A 16,380-nucleotide genomic window follows, 5' to 3' on the forward strand; every position below is an offset into this window, starting at 1 on the left:
AATCCTTGTGCGTTCAGAGAGGAAAATCTGGCGTGCTTATAGGTCCGTGCGTTGCAGCGGACAATCCGATCTGATAGCGAACGCCTCCCGATGACGACGGGACCTCTTTCGAGGGGTTCCCGACGGCCTGATGGCGGAGTGGTTACGCAGAGGACTGCAAATCCTTGCACCCCGGTTCGATTCCGGGTCAGGCCTCCATCGCGGGAATGAGGGGGGAGCGGCGAGAGCCCTCCCCCCTTTCTCTTTTGTGGTTCAGGGGTCCCGTGCCGGTGCTTCGACGCCCCTAGGGATGGAACGGACTCGACTGTCCGAAGCCGCCGCCGAAGCCGCCGCCGAAGCCGGTCAGACCTTGCCCAGCGGCCGCCATTCTTGAGCTCAGCCTCATCCCGCGTCGTCCCCCGCCGAGCTCCACAGTTCACGCCCATCGCCTTTCTAAAAGCGGCGAGCCTGCGTGCAGGATGGGAGAGGGCTCGCGCCCTCTCCGCTTTTTATTAGAGGTTGGGGACTTCGATGCCGTTGATCGTCGGGGCCAGGCACACTTCGGACTGACAGGTCCAGGCGCAGAAGGTGTCGCCATTCCCGAACTTCATGCAGTTTTGATAGCAGCGGTCGTAGCACTCGTCGGCCATCGCGACCGGAGCGCTGGCAAGGCCGATGGCGCTCGCGAGAGCAAGAGTCGAGACAATCTTCTTCAGCATGACTTCTCTCCAAAGGGTCCAGGATGGACCTTTTGGAAATCTTCATTCTCGTTGTGCGCGAGTCAACAGGACGGCAACTTCAATCCAAAGACGTGCCGAGATCACATTCCGCCGATCGTCAGCGCCTTCGGTCCCATTGCCCTGCCAGAAATTCCGCCACCAGAGCGCTGCGCTCTGCGTAGAGTGAGATTAACTGCTGATCACACCCGTCACCCTTCGCAGGGTGGCGGGCTTCGTCATTTCAACGGGCAGTCGAGCGAAGGGGGGAGCGGCGCAAGCCCTCCCCCTTTCTCATTTCTACTTCAGGGCGCCCGTATCCAGATTCAGGCTGGAGACCGGGATGACCTCGACGTTCGGGTGTTTGGCGCGCAGGGCGTCGATGAATTTCGAGGCGTCGCCCACGATGACCAGACTGGCGTTCGAGACCGGCAGGGCGCGGGCGAAGGCGGCCTGGACCGAGGGACCGTCCACGGCGGCGACATTGCCGGCATAGGCGGCCAGATCGCTCATCGGCAGGTCGTAGAGGGCCAGGTTGGCCACCAACGAGCCCAGACCGTCCACCGTTTCCAGCGACGAGCCGAAGGCGCCGGTCAGGATGGCGCGGCGGGTGGTCAGTTCGCTCTCGGTCGGCTGGGTGGTGTCCAGACGCTCGATCTCGGCCAGAATCAGGTCCGACACCTCGACGGCGGTCTCGTTCTTGGTCTGGGCCGAGGCGGTGAAAAGGCCGGGGCCTTCCCGCAGGCCCAGCGACGAGCGGGTGCCGTAGCTGAGGCCGCGCTTGATGCGGATTTCCTGATTGAGGCGCGAGGTGAAGCTGCCGCCCAGCAGGGTGTTGCCCAGGGTCAGGGGGAAGTAGTCGGCGTTGACGCGGGGCACGCCGCGCAGGGCTGCGACCACCGCCGCCTGACCGGCGCCCGGCTGGTCGATGACCACGACGCGGGGCGACAGGGTCTGACCGGCCGGGGCCACGGCCGCATTGGCCGCCGAAGCGGTCGAAGTTGCGCGCCAGTCGCCGAAGGCCGACTGGGCCAGAGCCCGCGCCGCTTCCGGAGTGATGTCGCCGCTGAACACCAGGGTGGCGTCCGACGGCTGGTAGCGGGCGGCGTGGAAGGCCACGACGTCGGCGCGGGTCAGGGCGGGAACGGTCGTGACCGTGCCGATGCCGGGCGCGCCATAGGGGGCGTCGCCATAGACGACCCGCCCCGAGACCATGGAGGCGACCTGACCCGGAGAGGCCAACGACACTTTCAGGCCGTCGAGGGTCTGGGTCCGCTGACGGTCCAGTTCCTCCTCGGCGAAGGTCGGGTTGCGGACCAGATCGGCCATCAGGGCCACGGCCTGCGGGAAGACGTCGGCCGGAGCGTTGGCATAGACGCTGGTGAAGTCGGCGCCCGCGCCCGCGCCGATCGAGGCGCCCAGTTGTTCGATCTGGGTGGCGATCTGGGGCGCGTCGCGCGTCGTCGTGCCCTGGGTCAGGAGGTTGGCGGTCATGGCCGCGACGCCCGACTTGCCGGCGCCGTCATCGGCCGAACCGGCGTCGAAGCTGAGACGGGCCGAGACCAGCGGCAGGCCCGGCTTGTTGACCACCAGGATGCGCATGCCGTTGTCCAGACGCGCCTCGGCGACCGCGGGGGTCGTGGGCGAGACGGCGGCGGTCGGCTCGGGCAGTTTCGCGCGCTCGGCTTCGGGCAGCAGGGTCAGGGCTTCGCCGGCGGGGGCCAGATCGGCGATCTGGACCGGGGCGGTGACCCGGGTGTTCTGCTGGGTAACCGGATGCTGATCGTCGGCGTTGAGATAGCGGATGGTGATGCTGCGCTCGGGCGTCAGATAGCGGCGGGCGACGCGCTGGATGTCGGCAGCGGTCACGGCCTGGATGGCCGCGATCTCGCGGTCGGCGACCGAAGCGTCATTGGTGTTGATAAGGGCGAAGCCGAGGACGTTGGCGCGGTCGTCGACCGTCTCGCGGTTCCGCAGGGCGTCGGCGACCAGTTCGTTCTTGGCCTCGGTCAGTTCGGCGGCGGTGACGGGAGCGTCGCGGAACTTCGCCACCTCGGCGTTCAGGGCGGCGATCCCCTCCTCCGGCGTATGGCCGCCGGCCATGATGGCATAGACCTGCAGATTGCCGGCCTGCTGCGAGGAATCCGGGCTGGAGCCGATCTGGGCGGCGATCTGCTGATCATAGACCAGCGAGCGATAGAGCCGCGAGCTTTCGCCGGTCGACAGGATGCCGTCCAGCACCGTCAGCGGAATGCGGTCCGCCTCCTTGTAGGCCACCGTCGGGTAGGCCACGACCACCGCCGGGAGGGGCACATTGGGGGCGTAGAAGGTCGCCTCGCGCGGGCCCGTCGGCTCGCGTTCCTTGACGTCATTGACCGGCAGGGGACGGTCCGGATTGGCGATGGGGCCGAAATACTGGTCGATCCAGCCGTTCAGCTGGGCCTCGTCGAAATTGCCCGCCACGATCAGGATGGCGTTGTCCGGGCGATAGTAGGTGGCGTGGAAGCGGCGCACGTCATCGATGGTCGCGGCGTCCAGATCCTCGATCGAGCCGATGGTCGAGCGGCGGTAGGGGCTGTCCTGATAGATGGTCGCCGGGGCGAACAGGCCGAACAGACGGCCATAGGGGCTGGAGAGGACGCTCTGGCGGTACTCTTCCTTGACCACGTCGCGCTCGGACTTGAACACGTCCTCATTGACGACCAGCGAGCCCAGACGGGTGGCCTCGGCGAAGATCAGCCGCTGCAGGTGATTGGCCGGGATGGTCTCGTGATAGGCGGTGACGTCGTCGGAGGTGAAGGCGTTGTTGTTGCCGCCCACGTCCTCGGTCAGGCGGTCGAAGGTCTCGTCCGGGAAGTCCTTGGTCGCCTTGAACATCAGATGTTCAAACAGGTGGGCGAAGCCCGAGCGCTGCTGCGGATCATCCTTGGAGCCGACGCGGTACCAGACCTGGACCGTGACGTTGGAGGTCGACGCATCCCGCGCCGTATAGACGTCCAGACCATTGGCCAGGGTGCGTTTGGTGAAGCCCAGCGGCGGCACCTCGATCCCGGCGGTCGCGGTCGCGGGCGGCGCCGAGGACGTCCCCTCAGCAAAAGCGGGCGCGGCGGTCAGGAGGGCGGCGGCGGAGGCGGCGGCCAACAGACGGAACTTCATGCGGTTTCACTTTCCGGACAGGTCTGGTGTCCAGACCTAGGCCCGCAAGCGCGGCGGGAAAAGTGACCGATCTGTAATGCGGCCGCCTGAGAGGTCAGGCGGCGGGCGTCGCCGATGGTGCGGTTTGGGGCGCAACCTCTTCCAGCTTGCCCCGGCAGTAGGTGGCGGCGTCAGTCATCACAGCGTCCGGCGAGGCGGCGTAGGTCTGTTTGTTCAGGGTGACCATCTGGCTCGACAGCTCCGACGGGACGCTCTTTTCCAGCCATGTCTTCCAACGCGCATGGGCGGCGTCGTTCTCGGCCTGGCCCGCATTGGCCGGGAGCTCCAGCACCGCCACGCATTTGCCGCCGATCAGGGTCCAGTCGTCCGTGCCGAACAGGGACCGGGTGGCGGCGATGGGATCGGCCTCGGCCTGAACCGCCGGAGCCTTGGCCGCAGGCGTCGGAGACCCGCAGGCCGAGACGGCGACAGCGAGGGCGAGGAACGGGAGCGCGGTTTTCATGCCGTCAGAATAGGCCATGCCGCCCGTCTGGCAATCGCGCAGATCAGCGTTTGCCGCCGGTGTCGCCCGGCCACAGCGGTCCCGCGAACCGCCCGGCCAGATAGTCCATCAGGGCCGTGACCCGCGCCGGCCTGGGCCCCCCGCCGGGCGCCACCAGATGCAGGTCGATGCGCGGCAGCTCCCAGTCGGGCAGCAGGATCTCCAGACGGCCTTTCGCGATGTCGTCCCAGTGGAAAAAGTCGGGCTGTTCGGCGATGCCCAGCCCGGCCAGAAGCGAAGCGGTCAGGGCGTCGGCGTTGTTGGCGCGCAGGGGGCCGTGCGGCCGGACCATGACCTCGCGCCCGTCCGTCTTGTGCCGGAACTTCCAGGTGTTGGGCGTCGGCAGATAGGCATAGCCGAAGCAGGAGTGGCGCGAGAGCTCCTCTGGATCCTGCGGCCGGCCGCGCTGGGCGATGTATTCGGGCGAGGCAACCAGATGGCGTTTGATGGTGCGCAGCTTGCGCGCCGTCAGCGAGGAGTCCGGCAGGGCCGCGATCCGCAGGGCGCAGTCGAAACCGCCGCCGACCAGATCGACCACCTCATCCGACAGATGCAGGTCGATGGACACGTCCGGGTGCCGGGCCAGAAACTCCGGCAAGGCCGGCGCGACATAGGAGATGCCGAACGACATCGGGGCGGCCAGCCGCACCAGACCGCGCGGGTTCATCGACTGGTCCAGGGCCTGGGCCTCGGCGGCCTCGCCCTCGGCGACCATCTGGGCGGCGCGGGCGGCCAGCCCCCGGCCCTGTTCGGTCAGGGCGAAGCGGCGCGAGGTTCGGTGCAGCAGGGTGGTGCCCAGACGCACCTCCAGCCGGCTGACCGCCTTGGACACCGTCGCCTTGGACAGGTTCAGCGCCTCGGCCGCGCCCGAGAAGGACTGGGTCTCCGCCACCTTGGCGAAGATGGCGAGGGCTTCGAGGTCGGGCAGTTTGGACATGCGTTTCAGGACCGCTCGTGGAAACGATGTGTTTCCGCTGTTTCTATTTCTGATCGGTAGCGGATCGCTATCTTGCCCTCAAGCCAAGAGCGGCGGCGAGCGCGGCGGGGATGTCCCCGCCCCTGCCGGGACCGCGGAGACGAGACGATGATCGAGCGCAGACCTTTTGAATCCCTGGGCGGCGCCAACCACGGTTGGCTGAACGCCAAGCACCACTTCTCCTTCGCCAACTACTACGACCCCAAGCGCATGAGCTGGGGGTCCTTGCGGGTCTGGAACGACGATGAGATCGCCGCCGGCTCGGGCTTCCCGCCGCACCCGCACGCCGACATGGAGATCATCACCTATGTCCGCGAAGGGGCCATCACCCATGAGGACAGCCTGGGCAACAAGGGCCGCACCGAGGCCGGCGACGTTCAGGTCATGAGCGCCGGCACCGGCATCCGCCACGCCGAATACAACGCCGAGCCGGATCTGACCCGGATCTTCCAGATCTGGATCGAGCCGACCCGTCGCGGCGAAAAGCCCGCCTGGGGCGCCAAACCCTTCCCCAAGGGCGACCGCGCCGGTCAGTTCGTGGTTCTGGCCTCGGGCTTCGAGGACGACACCGATGCCCTGCCGATCCGCACCGACGCCCGCGTTGTGGGCGCGACGCTGAAGGCCGGTGAGACGGCGACCTATCCCCTGGGCGCCAGCCGCCGCGGCTATCTGGTCCCCGCCATCGGCGAGGTCGAGGTCAACGGCGTCCTGCTCAATGCCCGTGACGGCGTCGCCATCACCGACGAAGAAACCTTGACGGTTCGCGCAATCAAGGATGCAGAGATTGTCCTGGTTGACGCTGCCTGATAACTGGAACTAACACTGTTTCAATAAGACCCGGCGGTCTCACAGCCGTCGGGCCACTCTTCAGAGAAAGAATGACAATGGCTTCCTTCAATACCGCTCCCTGGGCGCCGCGCGCCCTCGCCGCCCTCCGCATCGTCGCGGGCCTGCTGTTCCTCGCCCACGGCGTGATCAAGCTCTGGGGCTTCCCCGACGGCGCCCAGCCGGGCGTGGTCCCGATGTTCAGCCTGTTCTGGATCGGCGCCGTGCTTGAAGTCGTCGGCGGCGCCCTGATCATCCTGGGCCTGTTCACCCGTCCGGCCGCCTTCGTCCTCGCCGGCGAAATGGCCGTCGCCTACTGGATGTTCCACTTCCCCAAGAGCCCGTATCCGGCCGTGAACGGCGGCGACGCGGCCATCCTGTTCTGTTTCATCTTCCTGTACCTGGCCTGCGCCGGCGCGGGCGCCTGGAGCCTGGACGCCCGTCGCAAGTAAGCCGACAGCCTGAGCGTCAATGACATACGGCCCGGAGTTCGCTCCGGGCCGTTTTCGTATGCTCTATTTACGGTCCGCCGCGCTGGCTTCGCGGACGCCCTCGAACTCATTGCCCGGAGTCCATCTGGGCCAGTCGGTCCCGGTCGCCAGCTCACGGCCCACCTCATACAGAAGCTGGACGTCGGCGGCGGCCCCGGTCATGTCCCAGCCCGGCTCCCAGGCGTCGGTCGGCTGGTGATAGCGGTCGCGGACGTAGACGCGGCTGGCCTCGGAGGCGCCGGTGAAGCCCGCCGCCGCGAACAGGGCCGGCACGCCCATCTTCGCCAGCGGGAAGTGGTCCGAGCGGTAGAAGGCCCCGACCTGGGGCGCCGGATCGGCGATCAGGGTCCGGCCCTCCTTCGCCGCATCGCGCGCCAGCCGGTCCTGCAGATCGGTCTTGCCATAGCCGATGACCACGATCTCGGGCGATGGCCCACCGGGCAGCAGCGAGTCCATATTGATGTTGGCGACCGTGGTCTCCAGCGGGACCAGCGGGTGGGCGGCATAGTAGTAGGCGCCCAGTAGACCCGCCTCCTCGGCGGCCCAGGAAACGAAGATCTCCGACCGTTCGGTGCGCGGGGCGGCGGCGAACAGCCGGGCCAGTTCCAGCACCCCGGCCACGCCAGAGGCGTTGTCGACCGCGCCGTTGTAGATGTCGTCGCCCGCCGCATTGGGCGTGGCATGGCCGAAGGCGTCCCAGTGGGCGCCGAACATCACCGTCTCGTTCGGACGGGTCGTGCCGGTCAGCTTGCCGGCGACGTTGCGGGTGGTCAGCCGCTCGTACTTCAGGCCGAAGTCCATCGACATGGTGACGCCGTTCAGGGCGACCGGATGGAAGTCGGCCGTCTGGGCCTGGGCTTTTAGCGTCGCATAGTCGAGACCGGCGGCGGCCATCAGCTTCGCGGCGATCGGCTGCTGAATCCAGCCTTGGGCCTGGACCCGTTCGGCCTCGACGTTGTCGCGCACGATGTCGAAGCCGGCGGCGGTGGAGGAGTTCTGCAGGGTGGTCCAGGGATAGCCGGCCCCGGCGGTCTCATGGATGACCAGGACGCCCGCAGCCCCGCGCCGCGCCGCCTCCTCGAACTTGTAGACCCAGCGGCCGTAGTAGGTCATCCCCTTGCCGTCGAACTTGCCCGCCACGGGGCTGTCGGCGGCGACCTCGAAGTCGGGGTCGTTGACCAGCATCAGCACGATCTTGCCGCGCACATCGACGCCCTTGAAGTCGTCCCAGCCGCGCTCGGGCGCGGTGACGCCATAGCCGACGAAGACCACCGGCACGTCGTTCAGGGTGATGCGGGACACCGGGCGGTGGCTGCCGACGATGATGTCGGTTCCGCGCTGGAAGGTCATGGCCTCGCCGCCGGCCTTGGCGGTGAGCACGGCGGGGCCGTCCTGCAGGAAGCGGTTGATCGGCACGGTCTGGAACCAGCCGCCGTCATCGCCCGCGGGCTCAAGCCCCATGGCCTTGAACTGGTCGGCGACATAGTTGACCGCCGCTTCCTCGCCCGCCGTCGTCGGTCCGCGCCCGCCCATGGCGTCGTCGGCCAGGGCCGCGATATGGGCGTTCAGCCGCGCCGGATCGATGTGTTGGGCGTCCTGGGCGCTCGCCACGGAGGCGGCGGCCGCCAGCAGCAGGGCGACGGCGGATACGGCGGTCGATTTACGGAAGGACATCGGGCGGACTCGGCGACAGGTCGGGGGACGCCGACCCTGCCCCCCGGCAGCCGTCGTGTCGACCTCCAAAGCCCGAAAACGCCTAGACCGGAGCAGTCATCCAGCCGATCGCCCCGGCGGTGCTGACGGCGAAGAAGACAACACCCAGCGCGGTCGCGACACGCGCGTTGCGATGGACGAAATACAGAATGCTGGCCATGACAATCTCCCCGCACGCATGGCGACACGGAAAGCGCGGCTCGGCAAGGTCAACAAAGCGTTAACGCCCTGAATTAGCGCGATTGTCACCCTATGGGCGCATTCGATCCGCCTACCTTCACGTGTGAGGCGAAACCGTCATGGTCCGCCCCTCAGCCGGCCCTCGTCAGCTGATGCAGGGCGATGGCCGAGGTCGCGGCCACGTTCAGGGAATCGAAGCCCCCGGCCATGGCGATCCCGACCGCGCGGCAGCGGTCGATGATCGTCTGCGGCAGGCCCGGCCCCTCCGAACCCAGCAGCAGGGCGCGCCGTCCGCCGGGTCTCAGGGCCGCCAGAGGTTCGGTCGCCGACGGGGTCAGGGCGATGACCTCGAACCGCGCCGCCTTCAGGGTCTCGACCAGCTCTTCCAGCGGCAGGGGTCGCGGCGACGGCGTGCGCAGCACCGCCCCGACCGAGACCCGGATGGACTTGCGATAGAAGGGGTCGCCGCAACGGTCGTCCAGCAGCACCGCCCCGGCCCCGAAGGCCGCAGCATTGCGGAACAGGCCGCCGATGTTGTCGTGATTGCCGATCCCCTCGGCCGCGACGATCACCGCGTCGTCACCGAGCCGGTCCAGCACCGCCGACGCCTCTTCCGGCGCGGGCTTTTCGCCAAGCGCCAGTATGCCGCGATGCAGGGGAAAGCCGGCGATCGAATCGAGCACGGCTTGGCTGGCCGCATAGACCGGCATGTCGGCGGGCGCGGCGGCGATGATCGGCTCCAGCGCCGCGATTCTCTTCTCGGCCAGCAGCATCGAGCGTGGGCGGCACAGGCCGGCGGGCGACACCAGATTGCGCAGCACCACCTCCCCCTCGGCGATGAACAGCCCTTCCCGCCCGGTCAGGTCCCGCTCCCGGATATCGCGATAGGCGGCGATCCGGGGATCGTCCGGGGCGTCGATGGAAATGATGCGCATGGCCCCACATTAGCCGTTGCAAGACGCGCGAAGCCACTGCTATACGCCCGCCTCCCGAGCAGATGTTCCGCAGTAGCTCAGTGGTAGAGCAGCCGACTGTTAATCGGCTGGTCGTAGGTTCGAATCCTACCTGCGGAGCCATCTCGGTACAAAAGCGCTGCTTCGGCAGCGCTTTTTTATTTTCCGGACAGCCTGTCCCGCGCCCGTGCATCCTGCAAGCCGCAGCGACGGCAGGAATGCTGATTCCCACCGCGACCAGATTCGGCTCATTTCGTGAAGCGCGCCGCTCCCTCCCGGCGTCGGTCGAGACCCTGCCGTGCGGCGACCCGACCAGCCGCCTTCAGGTTCCGGGTTCAGCGGCGGCCAGGACGCCCGCAGGCTCGAGCAGCAGGTGCACCGTGTCCGCCCCGGTCGCAACACAGGTCCTGACCGGGCTGGACGACAGGCCGGGCCAGTCGATCCTTGAAGCTTCGACAACTTCGACACAGAGCCGGGAGCCGCGGACAAGGACGCTGCGGATATTGCCGGCGCCGCCCAGGGCGCGATCGATCCCTGTGTGACCCGTGGTTGGGGATGGGGCCGAGGATTGGGTTCGGGCTGACATCGCCTCCGCGGTAGCGCCCGGTCCGGGCGGCGATGTCGGAACGGATGCTGCGCCCTTCAACTGCCCCCTGATCTCGTCAGCGACAGCGTCAGCGACGGGCCCGAGGATCACCTGGAGGTCGCTGGGCGACAGAACCAGGACGCCCCGCGCGCCAAGCCGCCGCAGATGGGGTTCATCGACCAGCGCCTGATCATTGACCGTCAGCCTCAACCGCGTCGTGCAGGCGGCGACGCTGTTCAGATTGGCGGCTCCGCCGAGCGCCACGACAAAGGCCGAGGCTCGCGCGCCCTCTTTCGCGCCAAGGGCGCCGGTCCCGGCCGCCTGCGCGGCGAGGGCGTCCGTATCCGGCTCCCTGCCGGGGGTCTTGAGGTCGAACTTCTCGATGAAGAACCGGAACAGCCCGTAATAGACCAGGGCGTAGAGCAGGCCGACCGGCGCAAGCAGCCACGGCCGAGTGGCCTGCCCATAGTTGATGACATAGTCGAACAGACCCGCCGAAAAGGTGAAGCCGAGATGCGACTCCAGCAGGCTCATGATCACCATCGCCAGACCGGTCAGGACCGCATGGATGGCGTAGAGCACCGGCGCCAGGAACATGAAGCTGAACTCGATCGGCTCGGTCACCCCCGTGAGGAAGGAGGTCAGAGCCAGCGACCCCAGCATGCCGCCGACGGCCTTGCGGCGTTCCGGCCGGGCGCTGTGGTACATGGCCAGACAGGCCGCGGGCAGACCGAACATCATCACCGGGAAGAAGCCGCTCATGAACCCGCCCGCGGTCGGGTCCCCCGCGAAGAACCGGTTGAGGTCTCCGGTCACGCCGCCGTAATCGCCCACGATGAACCAGGCGACATTGTTCAGGATGTGGTGCAGGCCCGTGATGATCAGGAGCCGATTGAGCACGCCGTAGACGAACAGGCCGATCTCTCCGGAGCCGACGATCGTGCGGCTGAAGACGTCGATCGCATGGTCCAGCGCGGTGAATCCCAGACCAACCGCCAGAGCCAACGCCAGACCCGCCAGGCCGGAGATGATCGGCACGAACCGCCGCCCGCTGAAGAAGGCCAGATATTCCGGAAACTTCAGCGTGGAAAACCGGTTGTAGAAGCTCCCCGCGATCAGGCCCGAGAGGATCCCGAGCGGCACGCCCAGACGGGCGACCGCGCTGTCCTTGAACGCCGCCGTGGCGAGCTTCGCGGCGGCCTCGGTCATGTCGGCGACGACTTCCGGCGGCGCCGCGATCAGGGCCTTGGCGCCCTCGGTGGCGATCAGGAAACAGACCACCCCCGCCAGTCCGGCCGCGCCGTTGTTGTCCTTTGCGAACCCCACCGCGACGCCCATGGCGAACAACAGGCCGAGATTGGCGAAGATCGCCTGGCCGGCGGCGGCCAGAAAGGCGATGTTCAGCAGGTCCGGCTGGCCGAGGCGCAGCAGCAGGCCGGCCACCGGCAAGACCGCGATGGGCAGCATCAGCGCCCGGCCGAGCGGCTGAAGGCTGGACAGACCGATCTTCATGCGGGCGCTCCTGCGGGTTGGCGCGGGGTTCGGCTTCGGTCGAGGGCTTCGGCGGCCAGTTGGCGCACGGCGTCCGCGCTCTCGACCGCCAGAGCTGAAGCGGCCAGCGCCCGGCATTCGCCCAAGGTCAGGCTGCGCACGACGGCCTTGATCTCGGCGACCATGGCGGGGGCCGCGGAAAGCTCGGTGACGCCCAGCCCGATCAGGATCGGCGCGGCCAGCGGGTCGGACGCCAGCCCACCGCAAACGCCGGTCCAGCGGAGGTCTCCCGCGCCCGATGCGGCGGCGGCGATCAACCTCAGCACGGCCGGATGCAGCCCGTCGAGCTGCGCCGCCAGATGCGGGTTCTGCCGATCCATGGCCAGGGCGTACTGGGTCAGGTCGTTGGTCCCGACGGAGATGAAGTCGATTTCCGGCCGCAGGAGATCGGTCGTCATCGCCGCCGCGGGGGTCTCGATCATCACCCCCAGAAGGGGCGTTGCGGAGCCGGTGTCCATCGCCGCGCGGTCCAGCAGGGCGCGCGCCTGACGGACCTCGGAGACGGAGGCGATCATCGGCAACATGACGGCCACAGGACCCGACGACCGGACCCCGCAGATGGCGCGCATCTGGGTCAGGAGAAGTTCGGGATGCAGCAGGCCGGAGCGGACCCCGCGAAGGCCCAGCGCAGGATTGTCTTCATGCGGCATCGGCAGATAGGGCAAGGGCTTGTCCCCGCCGGCGTCCAGCGTCCGCACGATCAGCGGCCGTCCTTCAAGCCCGTCGGCGATGGCCTGGTATTGAGCCAGTTGCTCGCGCTCGTCGGGCGGGGTCTGCCGGTCGAGGAACAGAAACTCGGTTCTCAGCAATCCGCAGCCCTCCGCGCCCCCGGCCACGGCGCCGGCCGTTTCGGACGCCGCGCCCAGATTGGCGAAGACCTCGATCCGGGCGCCGTCCGCCGTGCGGCAAGGTTCGCCGGAAGCAGCCCGGGCGTCGGCCTTGCGGCGACGATCGGCGGCGGCGCGGCTTTCCGAGGCCGCCAGGGTCTGGGCCGATGGCGAGGCGGTCAGACGGCGTCCGTCCGCATCCAGCACCACCAAGGTCCCGTTCGCGATCCGGTCCAGACCTTCGCCTGTCGCGACCAGGGCGGGCACGCCCATGGCGGCCGCCAGGATGGCGACGTGAGACGTGGGCCCACCGCGCGCGGTGCAGATCCCGGCCAGACGCGCGCCGTCCAGGGCGATCAGCTGGGAAGGGAGAAGATCATCGGCCAGCAGAACGTCGCCCGGCCCCAGGGTCGGCGGCGTGGCCGGCTCGTCGCCGGTCAGTTGAACCAGCACCTGCCGCTCGATATCCATCAGATCGTCGGCGCGCTCGGCCATCCGGGGATCGCCGAGAGAGCGCAGCAGGCCGGCTGTCGCCCCACAGGCGGATCGCCAGGCGAAGGCGGCGCTTCGCCCCTCGGCGACGGCCTGATGCGCGGCGGACACCAGTTCGGGATCGGTCAGGAAGGCGGCATGGGCCGCCAGTATGCTGCGCCGTTCCACCGAGCCGCCCGAGACACTGGCCTCAAGCCGCGCGCCCACGACCTTCAGCGCTGCGTCCAGGGCCGCCGCCTCGTGCGCGACGCCCTGCCCGGCCTCGGGGACCACGATTTCGCTCAGCCGCAGATGAACCGCCTTGCCGACCACCAGTCCTGGCGCCGCGCAGACGCCCGAGAAGACCAGTTCGCCGTCGTCGCCCGCGACGGGTCCGGTCGAGGCGATCATCGTCGCCGGCGCGGCGTGGGCCGGCCCGCCCTTCTCGTCCATTCCGGACAGGATCAGCTCGGCCAGAGCCGCCACCGCCGCCTCGGCGTCAGGCCCCGAGGCGCTCAGCGTCAGGTCGTCGCCGGCGCGCAGGCCCAGGGCCATCATCCCGACCGGGCTGGATGCGCTGGCGGTGCGTTGACCGGCCATCAGGATGATCCGGGCCCGGTGCGCGGCAGCGACGCCCGCCACCCGGGCCGCCGGCCGGGCGTGGAGACCATGGGGCAGCGGCGACCGGATGGTTCGGCTTGCCGATCCTTCCGACGCGGCCTCTGATCCGATCAGGCCTCCGCTCTCGATCCGCAGCACGGGCTGACCTGCCGCCACCAGCCGGTCTGTCACCCGCTGCGACAGGGTCCAGCCCTCGCCGGTCACGACCACGGGCGTGATCAGGCTGGCCGCCCCGCGCGCCACCGTTTCCAGATCGAAGGTCAACAGACGATCTCCGGCCTTCACCCGGTCACCCTCGGCCACATGGGCTACGAAGCCCCGACCGGCGAGCGCGACCGTCTCCAGCCCGACATGGATCAGCACCTCGATGTCCGTGTCGCTGCGGATGCTGACCGCATGGCGCGAGGACGGCAGGACGGTGATCACCCCGTCGAACGGCGCCCGCACCTCGCCCTCGGTCGGGTCGATCGCAAGCCCGTCGCCCAGCATCCGCTGCGAGAAGACCGCGTCGGGAACCTCGTCCAGGGGCGCGGCCCAGCCGGTGATCGGCGCCAGAAGCGTCACCACGCCCATTTCAGTTCGCTCCCGTGGGGCTCAGCCTGACCCAGTCCACAGCCCACATCGGATCGATACCGTGCTGGGTGAACGTCAGGCACAGATCGTGCGCCCCCGGCAGAGCCGGCAGCCGGCCCTTCAGCACCGTCACACCGTGCGAACGCGCCGCCTCGGTCAGGGGCACGACGAGCACCGGGTCGCCCGCGCAGCCGTCAATCCGCACCTCGAACTCACCGACGGGTCCAGCGGCCGGACGCACATGGACCTTGGCGATGTCGGCCCCGATCTGGAAGTTGAAAGGCACCTGTCCGACGGCGGCCTCCAGCATGACGCCCTGCGTCAGGTCCGCGGCCTGGTAGGTCCAGCACGGGTTCATGATGTCCATCTTGTAGGCCGCGCGTTCGCCTTGCACAGGCGCGTCGTCGATCAGGGTCAGGACCAGCCCCTCGGTGCAGAGTTTCATCTGGTGATCGTAGCGGCGTTCGCCGTCAGCCGGCGGGGCCATCTGGGCTGTGTCCAGCGCGGACCCGGCATAGTCGATGCCCAGCCGGCGATAGCGCGACAGCTGGGGCTGGAGCCGGCGATTGAAGTCGTCCCAGCCCTTCGCCTCCGGCCGCGACCAGGCCAGTTCCGCCAGGGCCGCGATCCGGGGATAGGCCATGTATTCCACCCGGTCCTCGCTCACCATGTGCTCGGTGAACAGATTGACCTGCACCCCGAGGACGTGGGCGCCCTGTCCCGGCGTGAGGGCCGCGGGGACCGGATCGAAGTCATAGATGTCCTGAACCGAGACCACCCGGCCGCGACCGGGTGCACCGTCGTTCGGGCTCTGGCGGTTGTCGAGATAGAGGGTCGGCTGGGCGGTCAGCACCGTGTCATGGCCCAGGCGGGCGGCCTCGACCGCGCCGGCGATCCCGCGCCAGGACATGACGGCCGCATTGCCCTGCAGGCCGCCTTCGAGGATTTCGTCCCAGCCGATCAGGCGGCGGCCGTGCTGGTTCAGATACTGTTCCATCCGCCCCATGAACCAGCTCTGCATGGCGTTCTCGTCGGTGATCCCGAGCGCGCGCATATGGGCCTGGACGCCCGGCGAGGCCTTCCACTGATCCTTGACCGCCTCGTCGCCGCCCAGATGCACATACTGGCCGGGGAACAGGTCGATTACCTCGCCCAGCACCTCCTGCAGGAAGACGATGGTCGTCTCATCGGTGTTGAACAGGGTGTGATAGACGCCCCAGTCCGACGGCACCGCGGACACGGCGCTGTCCGGCGCGTCCTGGACGCCCAGCTCGGGATAGGCCGCGACCGCCGCGCTGGCGTGACCCGGCACATCGATCTCGGGAACGACCGTGATGTTCCGGGCGGCGGCATAGGCGACGATCTCGCGCACCGTGTCCTGGCTGTAGAAGCCGCCGTAGAGGCGCGCCCGCCCCGTCGCAGGGTCGATGTCCGCCCGGGCCGCATCGCCTTCCGGCACACGCCAGGCGCCGACCTCTGTCAGTTTCGGGTGGCGGCGGATTTCGAGACGCCACGCCTGGTCGTCGGTCAGATGCCAGTGGAAGACATTCAGCTTGTGCAGGGCCATCCAGTCGATGAAGCCCTTGATGAACTCCGGCGACTGATAGTGGCGCGCGGAATCCAGCATCACCCCGCGCCAGACGAAGCGCGGCGCGTCTTCGATATGTACGGCCGCGATCGGCGCGGGCCCGGCCTCGGTCTGGGTCGCCAGCTGCCACAGGCTGATGAGCCCGTACTGCAGTCCGGCATCGTCGCCTGCGGAAATCTTCGCGCCGCTCGACCGCACGTCGAGGGCATAGCTTTCGGCCGCCGCCGTCGCTCCGCGTGTCAGGACGATCTCACCCCGGTCGCCCTCGACCACCGTCACGGACAGACCGCGCGTGCGTTGCATGAGATCGGCGAACCGGTCCGCGGCCGCCTTCGCCTGCCGGTCACCCGCCGGAACGGCCAGGCGGGCGCCGGTCCTGAGAACGAAGACCCCCTCCCCGGGCTCCACGCTTGCGGGTTCGGGAATGATGGCCGCGGCGGGGGCGGACATCCGCTCGGCCGGTAGTCCGAGGCCGGCGCAGCCCCCAACGGACAGGGCAAGGAAGGTCAGGAGGACGGCAGGCAGTTTCGACATCGTACGCTTCCGATCCGGCGACCTGACGAAGGTCTCTCACGGAGCCTAGGTCGTCGCACCCGGGAAAAACAGGCGGAGAACGGTCGCCCGTTCTCCGCC

The 16,380-nt window shown here is 68.5% G+C and carries 11 protein-coding genes and 2 tRNA genes; 4 read left to right on the forward strand and 9 right to left on the reverse strand.

Annotated features, from left to right (window positions below; translation table 11 throughout):
• The first annotated feature begins 124 nt into the window (after nucleotides 1–124).
• Nucleotides 125–198 (forward strand) — tRNA-Cys (locus AC07U0_RS13170).
• A gap of 293 nt (nucleotides 199–491) precedes the next feature.
• On the opposite strand, the gene AC07U0_RS13175 is transcribed toward AC07U0_RS13170, so the two are convergent.
• From AC07U0_RS13175 to AC07U0_RS13190, 4 genes are all read right to left on the reverse strand, one after another.
• The gene (locus tag AC07U0_RS13175) at nucleotides 492–698 is read right to left on the reverse strand and encodes a hypothetical protein (protein ID WP_494720464.1); all 207 of its coding nucleotides are present in this window, start codon (nucleotides 696–698) and stop codon (nucleotides 492–494) included.
• 297 nt (nucleotides 699–995) lie between these two features.
• Nucleotides 996–3,851, reverse strand: a complete 2,856-nt coding sequence (locus AC07U0_RS13180) for a M16 family metallopeptidase (RefSeq protein ID WP_494720465.1) — start codon at nucleotides 3,849–3,851, stop codon at nucleotides 996–998.
• A 94-nt stretch (nucleotides 3,852–3,945) separates the two neighbouring features.
• The gene (locus AC07U0_RS13185) at nucleotides 3,946–4,371 is read right to left on the reverse strand and encodes a hypothetical protein (protein WP_494720466.1); all 426 of its coding nucleotides are present in this window, start codon (nucleotides 4,369–4,371) and stop codon (nucleotides 3,946–3,948) included.
• A gap of 25 nt (nucleotides 4,372–4,396) precedes the next feature.
• Nucleotides 4,397–5,329, reverse strand: a complete 933-nt coding sequence (locus AC07U0_RS13190; RefSeq protein ID WP_494720467.1) for a LysR family transcriptional regulator — start codon at nucleotides 5,327–5,329, stop codon at nucleotides 4,397–4,399.
• Nucleotides 5,330–5,476: 147 nt separating this feature from the next.
• On the opposite strand from AC07U0_RS13190, the gene AC07U0_RS13195 reads away from it, so the two are divergent.
• Entirely contained in the window at nucleotides 5,477–6,175 is a 699-nt protein-coding gene (locus AC07U0_RS13195) for a pirin family protein (RefSeq protein WP_494720468.1), read from the forward strand.
• Between the two features lie 77 nt (nucleotides 6,176–6,252).
• A complete protein-coding gene (locus AC07U0_RS13200) occupies nucleotides 6,253–6,645 on the forward strand; it encodes a DoxX family protein (RefSeq protein ID WP_494720469.1) in 393 nt (130 codons plus the stop codon).
• A 63-nt stretch (nucleotides 6,646–6,708) separates the two neighbouring features.
• Here the strand turns inward: AC07U0_RS13200 and AC07U0_RS13205 are convergent, their stop codons facing one another.
• Both AC07U0_RS13205 and AC07U0_RS13210 read right to left on the reverse strand, forming a co-directional pair.
• Complete coding sequence (locus AC07U0_RS13205; protein WP_494720470.1) at nucleotides 6,709–8,358, reverse strand: M28 family metallopeptidase; 1,650 nt, start codon at nucleotides 8,356–8,358, stop codon at nucleotides 6,709–6,711.
• 350 nt (nucleotides 8,359–8,708) lie between these two features.
• Nucleotides 8,709–9,512 (reverse strand): TrmH family RNA methyltransferase, encoded by an 804-nt coding sequence (locus AC07U0_RS13210; RefSeq protein WP_494720471.1) that lies wholly within the window; start codon nucleotides 9,510–9,512, stop codon nucleotides 8,709–8,711.
• A gap of 66 nt (nucleotides 9,513–9,578) precedes the next feature.
• On the opposite strand from AC07U0_RS13210, the gene AC07U0_RS13215 reads away from it, so the two are divergent.
• Nucleotides 9,579–9,653, forward strand: a tRNA-Asn gene (locus tag AC07U0_RS13215).
• Nucleotides 9,654–9,852: 199 nt separating this feature from the next.
• Here the strand turns inward: AC07U0_RS13215 and nagE are convergent.
• Genes nagE through AC07U0_RS13230 form a run of 3 tightly spaced genes read right to left on the reverse strand, consistent with a single transcriptional unit; the run spans nucleotide 9,853 to nucleotide 16,281 of the window.
• Nucleotides 9,853–11,628, reverse strand: coding sequence for an N-acetylglucosamine-specific PTS transporter subunit IIBC (gene nagE / locus AC07U0_RS13220; RefSeq protein ID WP_494720472.1), 1,776 nt, complete (start codon nucleotides 11,626–11,628; stop codon nucleotides 9,853–9,855).
• Nucleotides 11,625–14,159 carry a phosphoenolpyruvate--protein phosphotransferase gene (gene ptsP, locus AC07U0_RS13225; protein WP_494720473.1) on the reverse strand — a complete coding sequence of 845 codons (2,535 nt, stop codon included), beginning with the start codon at nucleotides 14,157–14,159 and terminating at the stop codon, nucleotides 11,625–11,627. Before ptsP ends, nagE begins: the two co-directional genes overlap by 4 nt.
• A 1-nt stretch (nucleotide 14,160) precedes the next feature.
• A complete protein-coding gene (locus AC07U0_RS13230; RefSeq protein WP_494720474.1) occupies nucleotides 14,161–16,281 on the reverse strand; it encodes a family 20 glycosylhydrolase in 2,121 nt (706 codons plus the stop codon).
• Between the last annotated feature and the right edge of the window lie 99 nt (nucleotides 16,282–16,380).

The sequence above is a fragment of the Brevundimonas sp. GW821-FHT02A10 genome (genome assembly GCF_059422025.1).